The sequence below is a fragment of the Geitlerinema sp. PCC 9228 genome (genome assembly GCF_001870905.1).
Classification (GTDB): Bacteria; Cyanobacteriota; Cyanobacteriia; order Cyanobacteriales; family PCC-9228; genus PCC-9228.
The window spans coordinates 1-24774 of record NZ_LNDC01000094.1; the positions used below are offsets into that span (position 1 = coordinate 1).

At 50.0% G+C, this 24774-nt stretch carries 18 protein-coding genes; 9 read left to right on the forward strand and 9 right to left on the reverse strand.

Annotation, left to right across the window (positions count from 1 at the left end; all coding sequences use genetic code 11):
* Positions 1–163 precede the first annotated feature (163 nt).
* From AS151_RS07870 to AS151_RS07885, 4 genes are all read left to right on the forward strand, one after another.
* Positions 164–922 (forward strand): DUF561 domain-containing protein, encoded by a 759-nt coding sequence (locus AS151_RS07870; RefSeq protein WP_071516498.1) that lies wholly within the window; start codon positions 164–166, stop codon positions 920–922.
* 180 nt (positions 923–1102) lie between these two features.
* Positions 1103–1591: a hypothetical protein gene (locus AS151_RS07875; RefSeq protein WP_139240571.1), complete on the forward strand. Its 489-nt coding sequence runs from the start codon at positions 1103–1105 to the stop codon at positions 1589–1591.
* Positions 1515–1943: an NUDIX hydrolase gene (locus AS151_RS07880; protein ID WP_071516500.1), complete on the forward strand. Its 429-nt coding sequence runs from the start codon at positions 1515–1517 to the stop codon at positions 1941–1943. Before AS151_RS07875 ends, AS151_RS07880 begins: the two co-directional genes overlap by 77 nt.
* Before the next feature lie 108 nt (positions 1944–2051).
* Complete coding sequence (locus AS151_RS07885; protein ID WP_071516501.1) at positions 2052–2261, forward strand: hypothetical protein; 210 nt, start codon at positions 2052–2054, stop codon at positions 2259–2261.
* 121 nt (positions 2262–2382) lie between these two features.
* Here the strand turns inward: AS151_RS07885 and AS151_RS07890 are convergent, their stop codons facing one another.
* The 5 genes from AS151_RS07890 to AS151_RS07910 form a co-directional block, all read right to left on the reverse strand.
* Complete coding sequence (locus AS151_RS07890; protein WP_071516502.1) at positions 2383–3582, reverse strand: succinate--CoA ligase subunit beta; 1200 nt, start codon at positions 3580–3582, stop codon at positions 2383–2385.
* A gap of 121 nt (positions 3583–3703) precedes the next feature.
* Positions 3704–5047: a sodium-dependent transporter gene (locus AS151_RS07895; protein WP_071516503.1), complete on the reverse strand. Its 1344-nt coding sequence runs from the start codon at positions 5045–5047 to the stop codon at positions 3704–3706.
* Positions 5048–5205: 158 nt separating this feature from the next.
* Entirely contained in the window at positions 5206–5916 is a 711-nt protein-coding gene (locus AS151_RS07900; protein WP_071516592.1) for a TrkA family potassium uptake protein, read from the reverse strand.
* Between the two features lie 33 nt (positions 5917–5949).
* Positions 5950–7311 carry a TrkH family potassium uptake protein gene (locus AS151_RS07905; protein ID WP_071516504.1) on the reverse strand — a complete coding sequence of 454 codons (1362 nt, stop codon included), beginning with the start codon at positions 7309–7311 and terminating at the stop codon, positions 5950–5952.
* Positions 7312–7377: 66 nt separating this feature from the next.
* Positions 7378–8043, reverse strand: coding sequence for a TenA family protein (locus tag AS151_RS07910; protein ID WP_071516593.1), 666 nt, complete (start codon positions 8041–8043; stop codon positions 7378–7380).
* Positions 8044–8150: 107 nt separating this feature from the next.
* Here AS151_RS07910 and AS151_RS07915 point away from each other — a divergent pair, with 107 nt between their 5' ends.
* Both AS151_RS07915 and AS151_RS07920 read left to right on the forward strand, forming a co-directional pair.
* Positions 8151–9002 carry a methyltransferase domain-containing protein gene (locus tag AS151_RS07915; RefSeq protein WP_071516505.1) on the forward strand — a complete coding sequence of 284 codons (852 nt, stop codon included), beginning with the start codon at positions 8151–8153 and terminating at the stop codon, positions 9000–9002.
* A gap of 39 nt (positions 9003–9041) precedes the next feature.
* Positions 9042–9977: a homogentisate phytyltransferase gene (locus tag AS151_RS07920; protein WP_071516506.1), complete on the forward strand. Its 936-nt coding sequence runs from the start codon at positions 9042–9044 to the stop codon at positions 9975–9977.
* Here AS151_RS07920 and AS151_RS07925 read toward each other — a convergent pair.
* From AS151_RS07925 to AS151_RS07935, 3 genes are all read right to left on the reverse strand, one after another.
* Positions 9974–12757 carry a PAS domain S-box protein gene (locus AS151_RS07925; protein ID WP_071516507.1) on the reverse strand — a complete coding sequence of 928 codons (2784 nt, stop codon included), beginning with the start codon at positions 12755–12757 and terminating at the stop codon, positions 9974–9976. The genes AS151_RS07920 and AS151_RS07925 overlap by 4 nt on opposite strands.
* A gap of 432 nt (positions 12758–13189) precedes the next feature.
* Complete coding sequence (locus tag AS151_RS07930) at positions 13190–14929, reverse strand: hypothetical protein (protein ID WP_071516508.1); 1740 nt, start codon at positions 14927–14929, stop codon at positions 13190–13192.
* A gap of 74 nt (positions 14930–15003) precedes the next feature.
* Entirely contained in the window at positions 15004–16437 is a 1434-nt protein-coding gene (locus tag AS151_RS07935; protein ID WP_139240572.1) for an MFS transporter, read from the reverse strand.
* 80 nt (positions 16438–16517) lie between these two features.
* Here AS151_RS07935 and AS151_RS07945 point away from each other — a divergent pair, with 80 nt between their 5' ends.
* Positions 16518–17717: a DUF4336 domain-containing protein gene (locus AS151_RS07945; protein WP_071516511.1), complete on the forward strand. Its 1200-nt coding sequence runs from the start codon at positions 16518–16520 to the stop codon at positions 17715–17717.
* A 480-nt stretch (positions 17718–18197) separates the two neighbouring features.
* On the opposite strand, the gene AS151_RS07950 is transcribed toward AS151_RS07945, so the two are convergent.
* Complete coding sequence (locus tag AS151_RS07950) at positions 18198–23135, reverse strand: choice-of-anchor I family protein (protein WP_071516512.1); 4938 nt, start codon at positions 23133–23135, stop codon at positions 18198–18200.
* Between the two features lie 286 nt (positions 23136–23421).
* On the opposite strand from AS151_RS07950, the gene AS151_RS07955 reads away from it, so the two are divergent.
* Complete coding sequence (locus AS151_RS07955) at positions 23422–23940, forward strand: ureidoglycolate lyase (protein ID WP_071516513.1); 519 nt, start codon at positions 23422–23424, stop codon at positions 23938–23940.
* 340 nt (positions 23941–24280) lie between these two features.
* Positions 24281–24760: a flavin reductase family protein gene (locus AS151_RS07960; protein ID WP_071516514.1), complete on the forward strand. Its 480-nt coding sequence runs from the start codon at positions 24281–24283 to the stop codon at positions 24758–24760.
* The last annotated feature ends 14 nt before the right edge of the window (positions 24761–24774 follow it).

Sequence of the window (24774 nt, forward strand, 5' to 3'; positions counted from 1 at the left end):
ATGGGGCTAAAGCCCCACGAGGCGCTTTTCCTCCCCGCGCTAAAGCGACGGGGATTCCAAGCTACCGAAAGTTTTACTTGATTTCTTGTAGGTTGAGCTACTACCAAGTTATGTGAAAATAGGTCTGTGAAGTATTGCGATCCACTTGTACCTCCAAAAAACTATGACCTGGCAACCTATCCAAGAAACCATCTTTGCCCAAGGAAATGCTCTAAAAATCATTAGCGGCTTGACCAACTTCGACCGAGAACGAGTCGCCAGAACGGTCAAAGCTGCCGAAGCCGGCGGTGCCACTTTTGTGGATATTGCCGCTGACCCAGAACTGGTCAAGCTAGCCAAAGAGCGAACCCACCTACCGGTATGCGTATCGGCTGTAGAAGCCGAAAAGTTTCCCCCAGCCGTAGCTGCCGGTGCCGATCTCATTGAAATTGGGAATTTCGATCCTTTCTACGACCGCGGCATTCGGTTTGAAGCGGAAGATGTATTGCGTCTGACCCACGAAACCCGCAAACTGCTGCCGGAAATTCCCCTTTCTGTAACTGTTCCCCACATTTTGGAACTCGACCGTCAAGTGGAACTGGCAGAAACTCTGGTAGCCGCTGGTGCCAATGTTATTCAAACAGAAGGTGGTACCAGCAGCCAACCCACCCACTCCGGCGTTATGGGATTGGTAGAAAAAGCCACGCCTACCCTAGCAGCCACCCACGCCATTTCCCATGCGGTTTCGGTCCCCGTGCTGTGTGCTTCCGGCATTTCTAGCGTCACTGCTCCTATGGCTATTGCGGCTGGGGCAGCTGGGGTTGGGGTCGGTTCTGCTGTCAATCGCCTCGATAACGAAGTTGCCGCGATCGCGCAAGTACGGAGTTTGGTAGATGCTTTGGCTACCGTGCGTCGCGTTGCGCCTGCTGGTGTGAAGCAGTAGGTTTTTGGAGAAGGTATGGGAGCATATCGAGCATGGGGGGATTAGGGCATGGGAGACATAAATAAATTGATTTTCTAATTCTCCCTATCTCCTAATTTCCTAATCTCCCACGCTCCACGCTCCCACGTTCCCCATTTCCCACACCACAATGCTTGTATACTTTTTATTGTTTTGCTAGCAATGACTAGGTCGCCTTTTTCTCTGGTTGCGGTTTCCGTGCTGCTGTTGCTGGGAATGCCGGTGGGTTGTTCTTCCAATTCACCAACGGCGACGTTGCTTTTTGATGGTAATGGTTGGCGCGATCGCGCGATCGCAATTCGTCAAGTGAATACCGAGGTCGAACTCGGGAAAGTGGTGGTGGTGCAAGGGAAAACCATCCGCCGAGTACCTTTTTTGGAAGGGGGTGCCTATCTGCTCCAGGGGAAAACAGGCAAAATTTGGGTAAGCACTTCTTCGGCGTCGTTGCCACTTGAGGGAACGCAAGTGGTGGTGCAAGGAAAGCTTGACTACCGCCAAATTACGATCGAAGGTCGGGAGATGGGGCAACGCTATTTGCGAGAAGAGAAACGGGAAGAAACAAAACAACAGACCCATGAAGCCAGATCCACCTCAAGTCGCGATCGCAATTTTGCAACAGGAAGACCGATTTTTGCTGCAACTGCGAGATGATATTCCGGAAATTGTCTATCCCGGCTACTGGGCTATGTTTGGAGGGCATTTGGAAGCCGCGGAAACCCCCGAACGTGCTTTAGTACGCGAAATTGCAGAAGAAATTGGCTATACGGTGCCTGCAAGCTATCGATTTCGCAGTTATTCCTCGGCGTCGGTCATTCGTCACGTGTTTGTCGTGCCGTTGCAGGTGGGTTTGGAAGCTTTACAGTTGCAGGAAGGGTGGGATATGGCTTTGTGGTTGCCCACAGAAATTCGCCGCGCAGAGAAATATTCCCAAGCTGCTGGGGGGATTCGCTACTTGGCACCGCCCCATCAAAAAATTTTGCTGGATTTTCTGGATTATCAGTGAATTTAGCCTTATACCATAAAAATGGCACATTTTATATCATTTTTTACATTTCTATACAAAAAACTCGCTAGGATGGATATCGAATGCAGTTAATAAACCGCAAGTTTCATGTCTGAATCCAACGTACAAGTATGTCCCGCCTGTGGCGTCCAGATTACAGGCAACGACCAAGTTTTGTTTTCCAGTGGTGCCCCAGGGAATCGGGGTCGTTTGTGGGCGCGCGTTTGCCAGTATGCCAAGAAAAGTGGTTGTATCAATCAAGACGAACAAGCCATCGGTCACATTCCAGCACAGGATTTCTACGATCCGTTGACTTAAAGGGAAAAGCGATCGCTATCGCGTGTGTCATAAGTTCCATACCCCAACCCACTTGCAACCAGGGCACTGTCTGGTTGCTTTTTTTTATGGTTAGGTAGTTGATATGGCAACAGCGATCGCTTTATTGTTGGCCTTGTGTGACTTTTTCGCGTTCCCTAGAAAGATCGACAGCGGTGGCGACAGCTCGATCCAAATTTTCCCAAATTTCTATATTTCCTTGGGCTAAAATTTCCTGGGCTCGTTGGTAGTTTCTCCCTGCCAAACGCACCACCAACTTAGGAAATGTTGGAGCGTTCCCTACCTGGTTGACATAGTTCAAAATCCCCTGTGCCAGCACATCGCAACCAACCACCGTTGCCAGCAAGTTAACAAATAATACCTCAATAGTGCGATCGCCCGCGAGCGCCTCTAAAGCCTTGGTAACCCGATAAGCAATCTCTTCCGCTGCCAAAGATTGAATGTACAAATCTTCCAAATCCAGAATGCTTGCCGGTTTCCCCTGAGCTTGGTAAAGTAAATCCAACGTACTCATACACAACCCCGCACCGCAGCACAAAACCCCAATATTGCCAGCTTCGATTTGTTCCAAGCGAATAGACTGCAAAGCATTTGCCGTAGAATTGTTGGTAACCGCGCGGATAATACCCGTGCGATCGGGGATGCTGGCCACCATATCCAATAAATCTGGATGTCGGGGCAACGCATGGTCGTTAACCGTTACCTTGCCATCAAGAGCCATCACCTCGCCACCGTCGGCACTAATGCCCAAGGGATTAATTTCCACCAGATCCAAATCCTTCTGCTCGAACAGCACGTACATTTTTTCCACAATATTGCTGACCGCCAGCATCATTTCCCCGGTCAATCCCATTTGCAGAGCCAATCGTCTGGCATAAAACGGGGAAAACGTATCTTCCACCAACACTTGCTGCATGCAAACGCCGGATTCCTCCACATCCACGCCACCCTGTGCCGACCCCAACAGCAAAGGTCGGCAGGAACCGCGGTCTACCACTATGCATAGGTAAAATTCTGCCCTGGCATTGTATTTGGCTTCTGCCAACAACACGGAAGGATATTCCTGGCGGATGGGTAAGCGGAAAATGGTTTGGGCTGCCGCCGCTGCATCGATGGTATTGTTGGCGAATTTAATGCCACCCGCTTTGCCGCGACCTCCCGAACGCACCTGCGATTTCAGCACTATAGGATAGGGGATTTGCAACTGCTTGATATCGCCTGGGTGTTTGACAATCTGCGACGGTAGAACGGGGATATCCACTTGGCGGAACAGTTCTTTGGCTTGGTATTCTAAAAGTTCCATAGTGTTTGCTTAAGTAGTGCTGCCCTAGACAACAAAATCGATCGACATAAAGGGAAAAATCTGGAGCGTTGGGAGATGGGGAGTTGCACTTGTTGTAGCACGAGACGGCGGCGTTTGGCTGTTAAGAAGTTATCAATTTGTATCCGATTGCTCCTAAAATCGCTAAAGGGGCGATCGCGCGGTTGCACCACAAAATAACTGCGGAGAAAGTTTTCTCGCTGCCGGTTTTCATAACCATTTCAATGGCACGCTTGCCCAAAACCCAGCCAAAGAATAGGGCAATCAAGGTGCCTCCCAAAGGTAACAAAGCTTGGGAAGTAATCGTGTCCAACAAATCGAAAATGGTCAACCCACCGACTTTGACATTTGACAGTACGTTGAATGAAAGGGCACTAAAAACTCCCAAAATCGCGATCGCCATGCCGCAAATAATGGCTGTATAGGTGCGGTTTTTGTTGTGGGTTTCTTCCCAATACGCCACCACCACTTCCAACAGCGAGACTGCCGAAGTTAATGCTGCAAAAGCTACCAGCAAAAAGAATGCGATCGCAATGAACGTTCCCCCCGGAATTTGGGCAAACAACACCGGCAGAGTTTTAAACATTAACTCCGGACCCGCTTGTGGATCCACACCATGGGAAAAGACAATGGAAAATATAACCAAGCCACTCACCAAGGCGATGACCGTATCCATCACCGCCACAGTCAAAGCCGTTCGCGGCAAACTTTCATTCTTATCGAGGTAGCTACCGTAGGTCAACATGGCACCCATTCCCAAACTGAGGGTAAAGAAAGCATGACCCATGGCTTCCAAAACGCCATCGACGGTTAGTTGGCTGGTATCCCAAGAAAATAAAAATCCCAACGCTTGGTTAAACCCGCTTAGAAAGAAGCTATAAATCAGCAATCCCAGCAAAATCAGCGAGAGAATAGGCATTAAAATTTTGGTCCAGCGTTCGATGCCTTTTTTCACGCCATTGGCAACAATCCCCGTGGTCAGCACCATAAACGCAAAATGCCAAAAAAGCACTCGAAAAGGGCTGGCAAACAGCGTATCCAAATAGCTTTTAATTTCTTCGCCGGAACGGGTGGCAAATTGATTGAGTAGCGCCCGCACTTCAAAATCTAAAATCCATCCCCCCACGACGCTGTAAAAGGATAAAATTAAAAAGGCACTGACCAGCCCCATCCAGCCAGCAATGCGCCAGGGAGTGCGGTGGCGGTGTAGAACTTCAAAGGATTGCACGACATTTTTTTGGGATTGTTGACCCACAAACAGTTCCCCGATCAAAACTGGAAATCCAATGATGGCGATGCATGCCAAATATACCAATACAAAAGCACCACCACCGTTGGTTCCCGCAATGTAGGGGAACTTCCATAAATTTCCCAATCCAATAGCAGAACCGCTCGCCGCCAACACAAAAGCCAGGCGGTTGGTCCAATGCGCTCTATTTTGCATCATACGACGTAGTTTCTATAGGAAGATCGTTCTTTGTACCGCTAACAGCCAGCGATGGCAATAATGATGATAAATATCAATATAACAAGAGGTCTCCAATTCTGTACATTCTGCTTGTCGCCAAGCGATCGCCTGGCAGGGAGGGTCGGGAGGCTTTGGTTTTATGTTACTTTTGACAGTCGCTCGATATCTTTATTGGCACCAATGACGACAATGTTCATGCCTTTTCGTAGCTGTTTTTCGGCAGGTGGATTGATTTCAAATTTATTTTCTCCCTCCTCCTGATTGACCGCAACCACGTTCAAACCGTAGCGATTGCGCAGTTCCAACTCGGCAATGGTTTTGCCATCAAATTTTTTAGGTACGTGTACTTCCACAATACTGTGGTCGGGGTCGAGGTCAAACCGTTCCAGGATACGCGGTTTGCTGAGGGCTCTTGCCAGTTCGCATCCCATTTCCCGCTCTGGAAAGACTACCCGATCGGCACCTACTCTTTGCAGTAGCTTCACGTGAATATCGGAAGAAGCTTTCGCCACCACAAAGGGCACTTTGGCTTCTTTGAGGTTTAAAGTGGTGATAATGCTTTCTTCAATATATCTGCCAATGGCAACGATAGCGGTTTGAAATTCCAATACCCCTGCTTCTTTGAGGGCAGAGGTATCGGTAGCGTCTAACTGTACCACATGGGAGGCGATCGCGCTGGCTAAAGCCCGATCGACCTTTTTGCGATCGCTATCGGCGGCTAGCACTTCGTATCCCAGGTTGTGTAGGGTAGAACACACCGCCCAGCCAAAACGCCCCAGTCCAATTAAAGCAAATTGCTGGCTCTGCGATCGAATATTGCGAAATAAGCTTAAAGAAGATAGGTTCACGGCAAACATCCACCATGTAGGAAACCAACGGCTTTATCCTACCAATAAATTTTCCTCTGGATACTGTAGCAAACTACGCTTGGCGGGTTCGACAATCGCTGAAATCAAAAGCAAAACGCCCACCCGCCCGACAAACATCGTTGCAGTAATCACAAGTTTACCAAAAACGGATAAAGACGAGGTAATCCCCAAGGAAAGTCCCACAGTGCCGAAAGCAGAAACCACTTCAAATAATATATTGGTCAGTTCTAACGTGCGATCGCTGATGCTGAGCAAAAAGGTAGCTGCGATCGCTACGACCAAAGAACAAACCAACACGCCCACACTCTTTAAAATAATCTCCTGGGGAATTTTCCGTTGGTGGCAAAGAACGTAGTTGCGCCCCCGCAAAACCGACCGCGTCGCACTAAACAAAACCCGTAGGGTCGTGGTTTTGATACCACCCCCCGTTCCCCCCGGGCTTGCCCCCAAAAACATAAACACAATGGCTATCAAAATCGCCGTCTCGCTCAATTGAGAAATATCAATGGTATTAAAACCAGCGGTTCTGGTGGTTACCGATTGAAACCAAGCGCCCATCAGTTTTTCGGGAAACGACCAGCTCCCCAAAGTAGCGGGATTGTTCCATTCTGTAATTAAAAATAACACGCTTCCCGTCGCCAACAAATACAGCGTCATTCTGGTAACAATTTTAAAATGCAGAGAAAACAAAAATCGTTCCGTATTTTCCCCGACAATTCCTTGTTTCCAAAAGCGTTGGCACGTAGCCCACAACCATAAAAAAATCTCCATTATCACTTGATACCCCAACCCACCAAACACAATCAAAATTGAGGTAATCGCATTCAAAGGCAGCGATCGCGCATACCCCATCAAACTATCGGCAAACGTACTAAACCCCGCATTGTTAAACGCACTAATACTGTGAAAAATCGCCAACCACCAGCTTTGCTGCGACGGAAAATCCTGACGAAAAACTGGCAGCAACACGGCCACCCCCATCGCTTCAAAAAACAGAGTCACGCCAATAATCGATAAAATCAGCTTCCGCAACCCCGCCAACCCCGGCGTATCCAACGTTTTCTGAATGGCAACCTTATCCCGCAGCCGAAACTGACGACCCAACAGCAACAACAAAAACGTGGTCGCCGTCATATATCCCAACCCCCCCACCTGAATTAAAATCAAAATCACCAATTGCCCCCAAAACGAGAAATAATCTCCCGTATCCACCACCACCAATCCCGTTACGCAAGTTGCTGAAGTCGCCGTAAACAAAGCATCCACCGGATGGGTCCAATCCCCCGTTTGACTCGCAAAAGGCATCGCCAGCAAAATGGTACCGATGCCAATAACCGTAAGAAACCCCAAGCCAACTGTTCTCGATACGTTCATTTTTCTAACTTTAATTGGTTCCAACCGTAGATATAAGCGCAACCGAGCGTGGGAAAACAAACAAACTTATATCTTGCCCTCTTCCCCTTTTTCCGACGAAAATTGCACCTCCCACGCCGCCTGGAAAAAGTCACGTTCGCAGAGCATGGCATAGCGATACGCCGAACCTACCGCCTCCGTAGCATCCGCAGAACAACCGTAGCGATCGACCAACTGTTCCAATCGAGCGACCAAAGGCGTAAATTCCTCACAACTGTAGGTTTCGATCCAGTCGCGGTAGTCGTGTTGGGGAACACCATGGGCTGCCAATTGCTGCCCCAGGTAATTGTACAACTTCATACAGGGTGCCATCGCCGCTGCTGTGACGCCGGCACTGCTACTCCAAGCAGTGGCTTGCAAAAAATCTGTATAGCGTCGGGTGGCTGGGGCTGGAGTGACCGTTTGCAGGTCAATTTCCCACTGTTGGGCATAGTTTTGATGCAATTGCAACTCTGCCAATACGCCGCCGGCTAGTTGGTGAAAGGTTTCAAAACCTTCCCAATCCGGAGAACGCACCCCTGCCAAACAGTAGGCTCTGGCAAAGGATTTGAGAAAAAAGGCATCTTGGGCGACATAAAAGGCAAAACAGGCTTTGGGTAAGTCTCCTTTGCCAATTCCTTGCACGAAAGGATGATTCAAACATGCTTGAATAAGGTCGTTGTTGTCTTGCCAGAGTTGTTGGGATAAAGTCATGGTATTTCCGGCTGGTGGAATCGACGAAGATGGTTTATCTTGCATTGTTAGAGATAATGAAAATTTTGGCAAATTGCCTCGCTGTAGATAGCTATCGATGAAAAAATATGACCGATACCACCCTCAACCAGCAAATTCAACAGTTTTACGATGCTTCTAGCCGTTTGTGGGAAAATGTGTGGGGAGAACATATGCACCACGGCTACTACGGAACCCGCGGCGAAATCCGCAAACCCCGGCGGCAGGCACAAATCGATCTCATCGATGCCCTTTTGCAGTGGTCGCAGGTACAATCTCCCCAGAATATTTTAGATGTGGGATGTGGCATTGGGGGCAGTACCCTGGATTTGTCTGCTCGCTACAACGCCAAGGCAACGGGAATTACTCTGTCTCCAGTGCAGGCAAATCGTGCCATAGAGCGATCGCAAATGGCGGGATTGAGCGAGCAGTGCCAATTTCAAGTGGTGGATGCCATGTCAATGCCGTTTGCTGACGATACCTTCGATCTGGTTTGGTCGTTGGAAAGCGGCGAACACATGAGCGACAAAGCCCAGTTTTTGCGGGAATGCCACCGGGTTTGTTCTCCTGGAGGTACCATTTTACTGGCGACCTGGTGCCATCGACCCACAGATGCCTATAGCGGCGAACTCACCCCTTCAGAAAAACGGCATTTGGAAGCAATTTATCGGGTTTATCATCTGCCGGGGGTGATTTCCCTACCGGAATACAAAGCCATTGCCGAGGAAATTGGCTGCAAAAATATTCGCACGGCGGATTGGTCGGCGGCGGTGGCACCGTTTTGGGATGTGGTGGTGGCATCGGCGTTGGATCCGGCGGTTTTGTGGGCGTTGTTGTGGGCAGGCGAGGAAACTTGGCAGGCGGCTGGGGCACTGCCGTTGATGCAGAAGGGATACGATCGCGGTTTGATTCGTTTTGGTTTGCTTTATGCTGAAAAATAATGGGATACAATCAACGGATGCTGCTCGATTTGTAGATTTATGAGCCTATCTTCTGTCAAAACAACTCCCTGGTGGTTGTCTTTTTGGAAGTTTTCCCGACCGCACACGATTATTGGTACCAGTTTGAGTGTGGTGGCTTTGTATGTCATTTGTGCTGGTGCCAGCGGTGAAGGTGTCTTGGTATATGGCTGGCGGCATTTCCCGGTTTTGTTGGGGGCGTGGCTAGCTTGTTTGTGCGGTAATATCTATATTGTGGGATTGAACCAACTGCAAGATGTGGAAATTGACCGGGTGAACAAACCCCATTTGCCTTTGGCGGCGGCGGAGTTTTCTCTTGCCCAGGGGCGATGGATTGTTGCGATCGCAGGAATTTTGGCGATCGCGACCGCGGCTTGGCAGGGCGTTTGGTTGCTGGCAACGGTGGGAATTAGTTTGATGGTTGGTACGGCTTATTCCCTACCGCCGGTGCGACTGAAGCGATTTCCATTTTGGGCGTCTGTTTGTATTTTTAGCGTGCGCGGCGTTATTGTCAATTTGGGGTTGTTTCTGCACTTTCACCAGGGATTTCCGGTGTTACCGCCGGTATGGTTGCTGACGTTTTTTATTTTGGTGTATACGTTTGCCATTGCTATTTTTAAAGATATTCCCGACACTGAAGGCGATCGCCAATACCATATTGCCACCTATAGTCTGCGTTTGGGGGCGGAAAGGGTCTTTGAACTGGCACGTTGGGCGATCGGTTTTTGCTATTTGAGCGTTATTGTGGCTGGCGGGTTCTTTTTGCCTGGTGTTAATCCCTGGGTGGCGGCGGTTTCCCACGCGGCGGTGTGGGCGTTTTTTTGGTGGCGTAGCAGCCAGGTGGATTTGGCTGACAAAGCGGCTGTGACTCGGTTTTACCAGTTTATTTGGAAGCTGTTTTATGTGGAATATATTTTATTTCCGGTGGTGAGTTTGCCGGTGTTTGCCGTTGCCTAATGGTTTTCCGGTGGGTTGTCTGTCGTGGCAACTGTGCGGTTGCGACCTTGTTCTTTGGCGGCATACAAACAGCGGTCAGCTTCGGCAATGAGGGTGTTGGATGCTTCCCCTGGCTGGGGAATGGTGGCGGCAACTCCCAAACTGAGGGTAATGCGATCGCTGATGGGAGAACTTTTGTGTACCACGTGCAACTGAAATAGATTTTGTTGCAGATTATTTGCAATTACTTGCGCCCCCGATCGATGGGTGTTGGGAAGCAGAATAACAAATTCCTCACCGCCGTAGCGAGCAGCTAAATCGGCAGGGCGGCGTATGGTTTTTTCTAGAAGTTTGGCGACCTGTTTGAGGCAGTCGTCTCCTGCCAAATGACCGTAGGTGTCGTTGTACTGTTTGAAAAAGTCAATATCGCATAAAATGAGGGCAATGGGAACCTGCTCCCGCTGCGATCGCTGCCATTCCCGTTGGAAATAGTATTGAAAGTATCTACGGTTGGCAATACCGGTCAAACCATCGGCGGCGGCTTGGCGTTTGAGCTTGCGATTGGAAGCTTTTAGTTCTTCGTATAAGTGAGATTGTTGGGTAGCAATCCCCACTTGTCTGGCAAGGCGCGTGAGAAAATGAACATCCAATGGATCCCATTGTCGGCTGCGATCGCATTCTTGGGCAGCCAGCAATCCCCAAAACTGCTGCCCTTGGAAAATGGGCAAAACTATGGTAGCTCGCACGTTTATAGATTCCAGCAACGCTCGGTAACAAGGATGTATGTGACTGGCTTCTCGGTCTTCTACTATGGAAGCACGGTCGGCTTCCCGTACGCGACAGGAAGCATTGACCAAACACATATCTCGGATGGTGGTGCCCAAAATCGAAGGGCATGCCTCGGCAACGGATTCGCGAATGACAGTGCCTTCCCCTTCTATTTCCAGGCGGTAAACCACCACGCGATCGCAGCACAAAAACTGCCTGGCTTCTTCTACAGTGGTTTCCAGAATATCTTCCAAATTTAGGGATTGATGCAACTGTTGGGTAATGCGAGATAGAGATTGTTCTTGTTTAGCTTGCTGCAATAGTGCCAGTTCTGCTTGTTTGCGGCTGGTAATATCCAGCATTACCCCTTGCAAGAACAAAGGATTTCCTTCGTTGTCGGTTACCACTCGCGCGCGATCGCGTACCCAAATCGTCTTCCCTGCCGAGGTCACCAGGCGATATTCGCTCACAAAGCCTTTTCCTAATTTTTGCATTTGATGGAGATTGACAAGCACCTCTTCTCGGTCATCGGGATGAAGCAAATCCACCCACAAATTCGGATTTTGCTGCCATTGTTCGGGGCTATACCCCAGCATTGCTTCTATTTCCGGGCTGATATAGGTGGTGGTAATGTTGCGGTCGAGATGGGCACGGTAAATCGCCGCTGGCATCTGTTCCACCAACAGCCGATACTTTTGCTCGGAAGCTTTCATGGCTTCTTCAGCTTCTTTGCGATCGGTGATATCGATGGCAACGTCAAACAGACGGGCAGGTTTGCCAAAATCATCAAACTCAATTTCGGCTCTAGTTTTTAAATAGCGGATATTTCCATTAGGCTGTATGAGGCGGAAAGCAATGGAAAGCGGGTCGCCAAAACACAAAGTACGTTCCAAGGTAGCGCGATATCGGTCTCGGTCTTCGGGATGAATCATGCCTACAATGTCTTCGTAGCTGGGAACGCCTTGGTTGGGATCGAGACCAAAAATCTGAAAAATGGGTTCCGACCAAGTAACTTTTTGCGACCCCACTTCAAACTCCCAATCGCCAATATGGGCAATTTGTTGGGATTGCAGCAATTTTTGCATGGTTTGGCGTAGGCTGGTTTCGATTTGTTTGCGATCGCTAATATCTTCAGCAATGTAGCAAAATCGCTGGTATTTTGTGCCTTCAGCAAGAATGGGCGATACGGTAACCGACAGGTGGCGCATTTCACCGTTGCGGGGATGTTGGTATTCAAAACGAACGGGTTGCTGGCGACGTTGGCTTTCTCGATAGTGTTGCTGCCACAACGCTTGAATGTCAGTAGGCACTCGTAACTCGCTGGCATGGCGGTTTTTCAACTCGGCGGGGGAAATTCGAAAAAACTGGGCAGTGGCGGCGTTATCCCAGATATGGTGAATGTCGTCTTCGGTTACCTCCACAATGCCCATCATCATGGAGGTACTATTGTAAAAACTCCGCAATGCTGATTCCCGTTCTACCAGGGTGGCTTCCAATCTTTTGGCAGGGGTTAAATCCTCGACAATCGCGATCGCGGCTTCTATCGTACCATCGGCGTGGCGTACGGGGGTAGCCGTTACATGCACCCAAACGCTACGACCATCCTGATGGAGGAGGCGTTGTTCGCCGGTGGCTTGCTCGATTTCCCCTTGTAGCAGGGATGACAGCGTTGCTTGACTGGATACCGCCTCATGGGGATGGGTCATGTCTGCAATGGTTTTGTTGGGCAATTGTTCCTGGGAATATCCGATTAACGCGCAAAATTTTTGGTTGGCATATCGGCAATATCCATCCAACCCAATTTCGACAATGCCCACGACATCTTGTTGAAAAATGGCTTGCAACCGCGGTTGCTGCCACGATGACGATGACAGGCTGCTTTGGTAGGTGGCAAGTTCGGTTTCTATCGCTGCCAATTGCCGTTGCAGTTGGTGGTATTGCGCCTCTAAAGCGGCTTGGCGAGATGCTGGTGGGGGGATTTCATTGGCTGAAGGCAATTCGTGCGAATGTTGGTTATCCTTTTGATGTGACATTATCCAATCAGACTCAATCGAGCAATTTCTGCGAGTCAATTTCCCTTTACATATTGTTTGGTTGTTTATAAGTTTTTATTGCTGCTTGTTGCTGCCGCTATGCAGGCGCTATTTTAAAATGACTTTTTATTTTGCTTGGTTTTTAGGTTGTTCTCAGGATGGAGAGGGGTTGGTGTTTGGATAGCACTTGATGTTTGCGAGTTGCTTTCGATTGAGGGCAAAAAAGGATGAACTTTTTGGCTACCACCCATTCAAAACCAATATTTCTGATTGGTTTGCACCATCGATGTAGGGAAAGTGGGATTTTTTTCAAGTTCGCAGGTGGAAGTCTCCCAGACACTCTTATCTGTTTGCTTTTTCTAGCCTAGCTTATTTCTGCACAAGATGGCTACAAAGCTTTGCGTTTTGGGCGTTTTGCATCTGCTACTCAACCTAGCGATCGCTTCTGCCTTCGGGATGGAAAATTTTATTTAAAAACTTTAAAGTAATGGCGTAGGTCGGCTTCACTCCTAGCTGCCCCAAACTTCCCGATGCCAGTGTGCTACCGGAAACCAGGGGGTTGTCGGAAGCGTAGTAAGCGTAGCGTAGGGTCAGATTTTCATCAATACTGCGGCGAATTTTGGCGGCGGCTTGGATGGCTTTCTGCATGTGCGCCCCTTCCATTTCTAAACCAATGGCGTTCCAAGAAGATTCCTTGAAATACCTGAGAATATCCGCATTTTGCAAAGAAGTACCCAAAACGGTAATCAGGGCACCTTTGTAGACGGGCAATCCCGTGTCAGCAAAATCTTCTGGTTGCAGGTCGTTTTCAAAGGGATAGTTATCCGCAGTGCCCTCAAACAGGTGGGCGGTGGGAATCATTAAATCTCCTTTTTCCCCTACCAACGTGCCGGCTTTCCCCATCACTGAAATCGAGCCCAGATTCAAATTGTTTGCTTCCGTACCGGTTTTGTAGGGTTTGAGTAGTTCGTCGAAGATTTCAAAAGCTTGCTCGCCAAAGGCATAGTCCATGACCAACAGCACAGGTTTTTCGTTCTCTACATACTCGCGGTCGATTTGAATTTCTGGACTGAGCCAATCGATGGGGAGAAAAGCTGTATCGAATAGCTGCACCTGAATATTTGTACCAGCGCGATCGGGGAGATAGTGCATGCCGTGGCGGTGGGCAAACTCCCAAACTTCTTGGTTGAGGTCTTGGTTTTCTGGCAAGCTCAACTCCCGGGCTATTTCTTCAATGGTGCGCGGACCCATTTTGGGTTTTAACGCTGGGAAGGCAAACAGGGTATTGAGAATGCTGTGCAAGTTGGCACTGATAATGTGCAGGGGGCGTTCCCACAGGTGGTTGGCGAGTAAGAATTCTTTTACTTCACCAGCCCATTTTTCCCCGTGAATGTGATGCCCGATGCGTTCCCGTAAGGCTGGACTAAAGGAAATTTGGCGATCGCCTTGGTTTTGATTTTCTTCCATGGCCAAACGCCCCAGCCAGTAGATAATATGAAAGAATCCATTGTTGCTGGAACCTTCTTCTTGAAAGCGTTCGTAGGCTTGTACTGTTTCTGCGTAAGTACGCCCCAGTAGGGTACTGGCGTAGGAAAATGCTCGTTCGCGCACTTCTTGGGTTTCCACTTGGGAATATTGGGCGCGATCGCCGTTCATTTGCTTGGTGACAATTTCTGCCAATTTTACCCATTCTTGGGTGGGCTGGTCTTCCTCCAGGGCATGTTCGCAGATTTTATCCGCTTCCACGTACATAAACGTCAAATGCGTTAGGATATCGTAAATTTCGCTGCGACCCCTGGTTACTTCCACCAGCATGGTTTCGTCGTCGATGCGGTAGCAGTTGCGGCGGCGTTTGGCGGGAAGAATTTTCTCAAACCCAGAATCCCCGTAGCCTTCGGCAGCTACTAACTTTACAAAGCGACACATTTCAATGCCCCGGGGAAGGCGATCGATGACATACGCCAAACCGTTCAGTTCCACTTTTTCTGGGTCGGCAATAGAACCGTAAATTTCCGGTTGCAAAGCCAGCAAGGCTTGTTTGAGGGCGCTTCCCGAAACACCATCGGGTTTGTAGTAGCCGCGAATAAACAGATGGCGCATTATAACATAAATGCGTTCGATGGCGGCGCGGGATTCTTGGGCCCGGGTGCGGGGTTGAATAGAAATTGTCATAGCAGCTTGGCAGAGGTAGCGGCAGATGCTTGTATTTAAACAAATCTTGCCCCCCAGGACAAACGATCGTACCGTTATTTGCTCGGGTTGGCTGCTGTCGCCACGGGTTTTTCCACCATCTGCGATCGAGTTGCCAAAGCGATCGCGCTAATCAACAGTAGGATACCACTTGCCAGGGCGTAGGTGCCACTACCGCCGACCCATTTAACTGCGGTTTGGCTAGCAAACGGCGATAGAAATTCACCGATATAAAAAGCCGTGGTCAAACCACCCAAAGCACGACCGCGAATATCCGCAGGTACCGTTTCCGACAACCAAACTTTAGAGTTGGGAAATAGCATACCAAATCCCAAGCCACTAATGGACAAACCGCTAATAATCATCCAGTAGTTGGGGGCAAAAGCAACAATAGCGTGACCGACCGCACCAACGGCAAAAGCGACTGTCAGGATATTGGCAAATCCCAGGCGTATTCTAATTTTGCCATACACCAGGGAAATGGCCGCTTGGGAAAGGGTCATGGTGGCAATGGCAATGCCGCTGCGCGAAGCTGGCAGATCGAACCCTTCCCGCAGGTAAAAAGGCATTTGCACCGGGGTGAGATAGTATAAAAACATATGCAGCATTTCCACCCCGTAAATAATTGCCAGGATGCGTATTGGCCAGGGCGATGGTTGCTGGCTGGCGCGGCGAGCGTGGGGTTCGCCTTCTTTTGGCTGCTGGGTGGATGGTTCGTACAGCCACAAGATCATGAATGGTACCAGCAGCACGGGAACGAGATACAACAAGAAAGGCAGCCGCCAACCAATATCGGCGAGGAAACCGCTGATGGCAAGCAGGAAAACGCCGGTGGTACCGATGGTGGTTGACTGCCATCCCATGAGGTTGGAACGAGTGCGGTCTTGGTAGTAGTCGGCGATGAGGGTGGTGACGCTGGTAATGCTACAAGCAATGGCGAATCCCAAGACAACGCGGCTAGCAAGTAATGTCCAAATATCGTCCAACACAAAACCAGCACCGCCTGCCAAACCGGCAATGATGGTGGTAGCAACGAGCAAGGGTTTGCGACCGATACGATCGATGAGTTGCCCGGAAAGCAAACCACCGGCAATAATGGAAATGGCAGGCATGGTTAGCACCAGGCGCACCCAATATTCTACGTTTTTCACCTCGGCGAAGTAGTCTTGCATGGCTGGCAACGCCGGTGCGATGGCGGCACTGGGAAAGATAATGGTGGTGCTGGTTAGCAGTAGGGTGGCTTTGACTTTCCAAGAATTAATGAGGGGCTCAGACATGGGGGCTGTGGGAAGATGGTCTGCAAGCGGAGCAATTGCGATCCTTTTTTCCACGGTATTAAGATTTTTTAATAACGACAACCTGCTTGGGTCGCGATCGCCGGTGGAAATAGCAGCGATCGCCTTTGCTAAGGGGGGTTTGGGGAGGATGGAAGAGAATTTTGACCGGTGGTTTGGGCGGTAACCTTTTGCAGTGGCCAAGAAATGGGGCATAATGAAAAGCTAGATACAACCCATTGGGTATATCTATACGCCATTGAAGGGACTCACCTACCGATATCTGCTCGTCTGCCATGGATAGTAACGCCACCCGCGATCGCATTTGGCGGTATTGGTTCACCGTACCGATTTATCCCTATGGTCGGCGACGTACCATTCGCCAAGAAGTTATACCGGCAAAAATTTGGACCTTCGACCAGCTACAGGGGATTTTCTACGTCGTCGTTCCCGTACGCATGACGGTGGTGAGGCTGGAAGCGGGCGGATTGTTGGTTTACGCCCCCGTAGCCCCCACAAAAGAATGCTTGCGCCTAATGAATGAGTTGGTGGAAGCTTACGGTCCAGTGAAATATATTATTTTACCAACGGTTTCCGGTATCGAACATAAGGCATTTGTGGGACCATTTGCCCGGAAATTTCCCCAAGCGCAAGTCTTTGTTGCCCCCGACCAATGGAGTTTTCCCATCGATTTGCCGTTAAGTTGGTTGGGATTGCCAGGCAGGCGCACGCAACAATTGCCGGAAAATAGCGCCGATACCCCCTTTGCCGATGAGTTTGATTATGCGAGATTGGGACCAATTCAGCTGGGATTGGGTCCATTTGAGGAAGTAGCTTTTTTCTGCAAGCAAACTCGTACGTTGTTGGTCACCGATGCCGTTCTCTCCATTCCCGAAAACCCACCAGAAATTCTGCAACAGGAACCCTATCCCCTGCTATTTCACGCCAGAGAAACCGCTTTAGAGCCTATTGAAGACACGCCGGCCAATCGCCGCAAAGGATGGCAGCGGGTATCTTTATTTGCTTTTTATTTTAGCCCTCGCTGTTTGGATACTATTCCCTGGTCGCAAGCGTTCCAAGAAGCCAAAACGGCACCCGACCGTTCCAAGCAAGCCTATTTCGGCTTGTATCCGTTCCGCTGGCAATCGGACTGGCAGCGATCGTTTGCTGCTTTGCGTCAGGGAGGCCGGCTATTGGTTGCTCCCATTTTACAAACTTTAATCCTCAATCGCGACCCTAAAACGGTTTTGGATTGGGCGGATAAGGTCGCCAGTTGGGATTTTCAAAGGTTAATTCCCTGTCATTTTGACGCGCCCGTTGCCACCACACCAAGAGCGTTTCGTGAGGCGTTTGTCTTTTTAGAAGGTCAGCTAGCGCCTGGGGAGGTTTTTGCGAACAAGGGACGTTCTTTACCGAAAGAAGATTTGGCGTTATTGGAAAATATCGATCGCAGTTTGACTCGCCGGGGAATTACGCCACCTCGGAAGCATTCCTAGATAGAGATGATATATAAGGATAATGACAGTTAAAGTAAAAACTACCCAAGTTAAGGTTGCCATACCAATCTTATTATCCTAGAAAAAATAAGAAAATTCTACCATCTCCTTCGGAGGTCTGATACCATTTCTGAAAAACAACGATTGTCTGGAATTTTTCAATTGCCCTGGTAGGGGCGCTCACGCGTTGCGCCCCTACTCACGCGTTGCGCCCCTACAAAAATGCCTCTATTATCTCTTGCATATTATTAAGGAAATGGTATGATACGAAATCCGACGTACATACACCCACGAAAATGTAGGGGTCGTGCCCCCGTGCTTACCCCGACAAGAAAGCAGTTACGGGGAGTTTCTCCTACAGCAAGATTGTGGTTTCCCTAGGTTGGATTTGGATGGATTTCAATCGCAATTCTTTGATAAAAAAAGCGATCGCTCGGTAAGTAAAAAGCGATCGCTCTATTTCAAAAATGTTACGAACTTTTAGAGAAGGGCACCAGCCTCATTAAGATCGCTATCTAACAACGTAGCCGACGAACCATCTGCCGCCAACGGATCCAAATCCGAACCGCTAACGCTTGTAGCAGGAGCCCCAAAAATACTTTCAAAACGGGAAGCCATTACCTGCAACTCGGAATTCGACGACATGTCTACAATCGGATCGGAGAAATCTTCACTGCTGCCAACAGCATTCAAATCCTCAGCCGTGGCATCGTCTCCCACCAAATCCGGTAGTGCCAAATCCACATCTTCGCCACTGCGTGCTACAAAACCAGCATCAAAAATGGTGTCGCCACGAACCGAGAGATTTTGAATGCGGGTATCCTCCGCCGGTGCCGTTTCTGCATTGGTAAACGTACCGATCTCTTGCAGATATTGTGCTAGAGCTTCCTGTTCCGCTGTTTCCAAATCCACGCGATCGGTATTGGCAAAATCTGGGAACGGATAGCTGTCGCCACCATCGGCAAGGAAACCCAGGGTTACCATGCGGAATGTACGTGATGGATCGCCTACCACTTCGCCGTTTTGCACCACAGCATCGCTCACCGTGCCGTCTGGGTTGAGAACCGCCAGCGACTGCACGCGAGAACCCGCCGGTTGGCTGGGGTCAAAGCTAAATACCATGCCGCTCACCTGCGGGAAACGACCCGGCGTCACTCCTGGGGCAGTTTCCGAAACACCGTTTTCGATAACTTGTTTGAGTTCCTCTGCTGTTACCGTCAGCAAGCTCAAATCGTTGTTAAATCGCAAGCTGTTTTCAATATCTAACTGGGAAATTTCCCCTTCTTCTTTCCCGGAAACCGGGTTCGCTTGCGGGGGAACCGTTTGCCCCGCATCGCCAATTACCTCACCAATGGGGGCACGGATACCGCCACCATTTTTTAAGGAAATTTGTACGGCAGGATCGGCTTGCTGGGCAACAAACAAGTTCGCATCTGCCGTGAGATTACCCAAGTTGGTTTCTTCGGTACGTACTTGCGAGCGACGACCGTCGAGAAAAACCGTGGTTTCTCCAAAAACTTGTTGGTCTTTGGCGGTTACCACCCCTTCTACAGCATCCGTCAGCGTTCGTACTTGCGCGCCTTTGGTACCGGGGGCAAATGGGTCTTGCCCGGGTGCCACGCTATTCCAAACATCGGTAACGCCTTGGGTATCCGTAGCAAACGCACCGCTTTCTTCGGGGGTTATGCTTTCGGGAATCAGAACGCCGTTAGCATCGAAATCGGCAACCAAACGCCCCACGTAGGAGTATTCGCCGTCAGTACTGACAATGGCAACCGGTTCGCCATCCGCGTTTTGGGTAATAACCGGATAGGGCACATCTGCTTCGTCGCCGGAACGCAAGCGATCGCTTTCATCGGCAGAAATCGTATCCGACCCCCCCGCGATCGCGATATCAACCCCTTGCAACAAGGGCATCAATTGCTCTTCCAACTGGAATTGCTGCAAGTGGGTGACGGTAATAATCTTATTTACCCCTTGGTCTTCCAACTGGTTAATGGTAGGTTGCAGAACCGCTGCCAACGCAGCCATGTTATTGCTTTCTGCTCCTTTCACATCGACATCGCCTGGAGAAGAAATGCTTTCCACAAGGGGCGTTGTGGCACCCACTACCCCAAATTGGTGACCGCCGCGTTCGATAATGGTCGCTGGTGCAATTTTGGGAGCAGCCGCCGCCGCTTCTAAATTGGACAAAGGAGAATTAAATTCCGTACTGGGCAAAATGAGATCGCTAGTTACCCCCGATAGTCCATCGTTGGAGAAGTTCAAGTTAGCACTTAAATACGGAAAGTCAGCCCCCAACCAAGCAGCTGTATCCAGCGTACCATCTTCATCGCTATCTTCCACATCGGCAGTAATGATATCTTCCACCGCACTGGTGCTGTTATCAAACTCGTGGTTGCCAAACGCTGATGCATCAAACCCAATAATATTCATGGCCGTAATATCAGCGCGTCCGGGGGCTGGTTCGGCGTTAGGATTGCCCAGCAAATTCTGGAACGTACTCTCCAGGGAATCATCCCCTGCTGCCGAGAAAAAGGGACCGGGAATGTAATTATCCCCAGCCGACACCGTAATCGAAGGAATGCCCTTGCTAGCCGCATCCGCTTCCAGACCTTCGACAACCGCCGCAAAATTGGGGGCATCCTCAATGGCATCCACACCACCTTCCAGGTCGGAAGCGTGGAGAATTTGTAGAGAAGCTGCTGGGGCAGGGTTAATTTCGTAAACCGTAGTGCTGCCGCTGACTTCGTTGCCAACTGCCAGCAATGGTTTGTCAATGGGACTTTCATCGGCGGCAATAAACTTCATGCCTTCCGGTCCCAAATCCCCTGCCGTTCCGGCTTCTGGGTCGCCGCTAAAATCGCGGGGATTAATGTACTGGATGGGTTCGGGTACCGCCGGATTGGTAATGTCGTATACCACAATGCCGCCGATGCGTTCCAATCCCACAAAAGCATAAGTGCGATCGCCAATGACGCCGGTGGTGAGAGCTTCCGGTTCCGCTCCTTTGTCATCCGAGCGGCTATCAAAAGTATTTTCGTCGTTATCGGAATTGAAGAAATCGGGAAAACTCGATGCCGTAATCCTGGCTAAATCATCGCTGCTATCGAAAATCAAATTGCCATATTCATCCCAAATGGCAAAGGAACGACCGCCAAAGGAGAAAATTTGGTCGTAATCCCCATCGCCATCGACATCGCCGTTGGCATTGGTGACCGTCAACGCCCCCAAATTCTCTGGCTGTTGCAGAGTTTCGGCATTGGGAAACGCTTCCGGATCCAGATTCAAATCGGCAACGCTGGTTTCCTCGCTGAAAGTATCGTAATCCCGAGCATCCCCCTCATTGGCACCGATAACGAAGGTTTCTCCGTTAACCTCAAACGTATCGATGGCATCCGGTTGGTACATACCAAAGATGGGATGGTTTTGCAGGTTAATTTCCCCATCTTCATTGCTGGCATCCAACTGGTTGCCTTCCAAGAACTCGGAGTTCAAAATGCCCATGCGAATGGCAGCCGTATCCGGATTTTGGGCAAAATCGTTATCGTTGAGAATCGCTAGCGTTGAGGCATCGGCACCGTCGGGAACAATTGCAAGACCTTCGGGTTTATCGCTGGGGAGGTATCCCGCTGAAGGCAGGTTGAGAACTTCCGTTTTGCTGACGGGTTGAATACCAGCTTGCTGCAGTTGGTCGGGGGTGTGTTGTTCTAGGGTCAGCCCCGGAATTGGGCTAATGGGGTCGGTGAGGAGATTGGTAGCTCCTTCTGTGTCGATTTGATAGATAGGTTTGCGGCTGGTGAAATTGGTGCCCGAATCCCGTTCTACTACGAAGAACTTGCCATCCCCGGCATAAACCGCATCGCCAATTTTATCGACGTTGCCTTCGCTAAATTCAGGTTTTTCCAGTAAGTAGACATGCTCGGCTACGGGTTCGCCGGTGGCAGGGTCGATGCCCAGCATCCGAATGACCTGGGAATTGTCCGATGCCTCGCGGTTGGGATTTTCCAGAGGGGTTTGGATGAAGGCGTACAGAATGCCGTCGTCGCTGTCAAAGGAGACTGCTTCAAAACCCCGGTTGGCACGGCGGCTGCCGTAGACCTCTGGCAAGGTTTCGCTGCCAAAGGTTCCCTGACCGTTGGGGTCTGTGCCTTCCGGAACGAAACGATTTTTCAAAACGCCGTCGGGACCAAACTGGTAAATGGAAGGACGGTATTCATCTACCATCCAAAAATCCCCGCCAGGTCCGCGAACGATGCCTTCCAAATCGGCACCAAGGGGATCGAAGGGGAGTTCCTGGAAGCTATCGCCCACTTGTTGGAACGGCTGTTCGTCAACGCCAGGAAGGTTGGGCAAACCGGTGATGGGGGTGTTACCGTCGGATTTGGTCAGAGGAATTTGACCGACAACGTTCACTTGACCACTGCTGGGGTTCAACTCTAGCTGTACTACGCGGGGCTGGTAGTCGGGTAGTAAAAACAGACGTTCCTCTTCACCGTCGCCGTCTACGTCTTGGGTGCCGGCATCGGGACCGCGATCGGGAACGGTCCAAAACTGGAAGTTTCCGGTTTCGGGATTGACGCCGCTGAAGGAAAGTCCCGATAATCCCCCTAGCTGAAAGGTTTCTCCATCGGCAGTGGTTCCTAAGGGGGGCAAGTTGGTAACGTCAAATTGAGACAGTAGGGTGTCGCCCCGTAGGTGCTCTTTAACGCCGAAGGGTAGTACGTCTAAAACTGTTGCGGTATTTAGGTCTACCACAGCCATGGCGTTGTTTTCTTGCAGGGAAATGTAAGCACGGCTGCTGTCGGCGGTGGGAGCGATGTATTCTGGTTCCAAATCTTGGGCAACGCTGGCATTGGGACCAAAAATACGTACGCCCCGGTTGCGTAAGGCTTCGGCTTTCCCGTTGAAGGGGGCAAAAGAAGCGGTGGCGACGTTCCCCTGGGTCAGGTTATCCACACCATTGGAAACGTCGATGATGCTTACTGAACCTTCTGGGTCGTTGGTGTAGTCGTCGCTGGGTTCCCCTTCGTTGGCTACCAAGACTTTATTACCGTCGGGGGTGAAGGTGACCATGTCAGGTAAGGATCCAACGGTGACGCTGTTGAGGACGTTGCCGTCGGTATCGAAGAAAACTACGCTGCCTGGGGCTTGTGGGTCTTGGTTTTCTACGGCTGTGGCGACGATACCTTCGTATACGTCTACGCTGTTGACACCGGCACCAAAAGCACTGACATCAATGGCAGCGGTTCTGGTGGGGTTGCTAGGATCGGCGATATCGAGGATATCAACGGTGGCACTGTTGGAATTGACAACAAAGAGGCGTTGGGAATTGGGGTCGTGGGCAACGATTTCGGCTGCCCCTTCGTCAAAGATTCCTGTGGTAAATCTACCAAGGGGATTGAGCTGTATGGCCATAGATGGGCACTCCTCACCAGAAGATATCGGTTTTTTGCATGAATTTTCCAATTGCTTCACACCTTACTCGGTGAGGTTGTAGCGATACACTATCGGGTTGTTAAGAGCAGATTAATTTTCTGTTAAGACAGCCTGGAAAGAAAAAAGTATGGGCAAATTTCTATATAATGATAAATTTACGTTTGATAAGGATAGCTTGAGATAACATAATTTTTCCAGCTACATACGATTTAGCTGGTGTGGATATACCCTAAAAACGAACAGCTGTCTTCAAGGAGCTAAACTGGTGAGTACGTCGCACACGATAAAACAAATTCCGGCAACTTGGGTAACGCGGGATAATTTTTTGCCTTTTGGTCAGGCAATTTTTCCGATGGCTGATGACAAACCTTTCGATCGCGAAGATGCCCAGTTGTGTCTCGATCGCGGTACGCCTCGATTTTATATTATGCGTCTGTCAAAATGTGGGTGCCGTTTCCACACTATTACCCGCCACAGCCAATGCACCCAGTGTTTGGGGTCTTTGCAGGGGAAAGATTGGTATATTGCAGTAGCCCCGCCTAGCGATAAAGATTATCCGGAGATTGAAAAAATGGCGGCTTTTCGCGTTCCGGGGAATTGTTTTATTAAGTTGGGATTGGGCACTTGGCATGCGGGACCGCTCCTCGAGCATGAGGAAGTGAATTTTTATAACTTAGAATTGAGCGATACGAATCTTCGCGATCGCTTTACCTACGATTTCTACAACCAGGATAATTTGGCGTTTGAAATTGTTTCTCCGCCGGAGGTTGCCGTTCATACGTAGCATCGGGGCGTCGGGGCATCGGGGCGTCGGGGCATCGGGGCGTCGGGGCATCGGGGCGTCGGGGCATCGGGGCGTCGGGGCGTCGGGGCATCGGGGCATCGGGGCGTCGGAGCATCGGGGCGTCGGAGCATCGGGGCGTCGGAGCATCGGAGAAAACAACCAATTATATCTCCCAAGCTCACGCTCGGTAAGCTCCCACGCTCCCACGCTCGGTAAGCTCCCACGCTCCCACGCTCGGTAAGCTCCCACGCTCCAGCTGTTGCACTTCTAGACCTAGTTTTGGGGTCGGTGCCCTTGCTACACTACAAAACATTAGCGATGTTTTGGAGGTACATACTCCTTGTTAGACGAACAGGCGAAGAAAACCATACTCCGGAAAATTCCCCACGGCTTGTATATCTGTGGGGTTCGAGATGGCGAGGAAATGAACGGTTTCACCGCTAGTTGGGTGATGCAGGCTTCTTTCCAGCCTCCTCTGGTGGTCAACTGTGTGAATACCAAATCCGGTTCCCACCAGAAAATTAAAAACAGTGGTGTCTTTTCCTTAACTTTTTTGGAAGCCGGACAAAAAGAAGTGGCTCAGAAGTTCTTTAAACCCCAACAGCGGGTGGGCAACAAGTTCGCCGATATGGAATTTTACGAAGGAGAAACGGGATGTCCGATTATTTCCGATTCTCTGGGATATGTGGAATGCCGCGTGGTCGGTAGCGTGGAACATGGCGACCATACGGTGTTTGTTGGCGAGGTGATTGCCGCTGGTTTGCATCGCGATGGCGAACCGCTACTGTTGGAAAGTACAGGATGGCAGTATGGCGGCTAAAATAACTCGTGGAT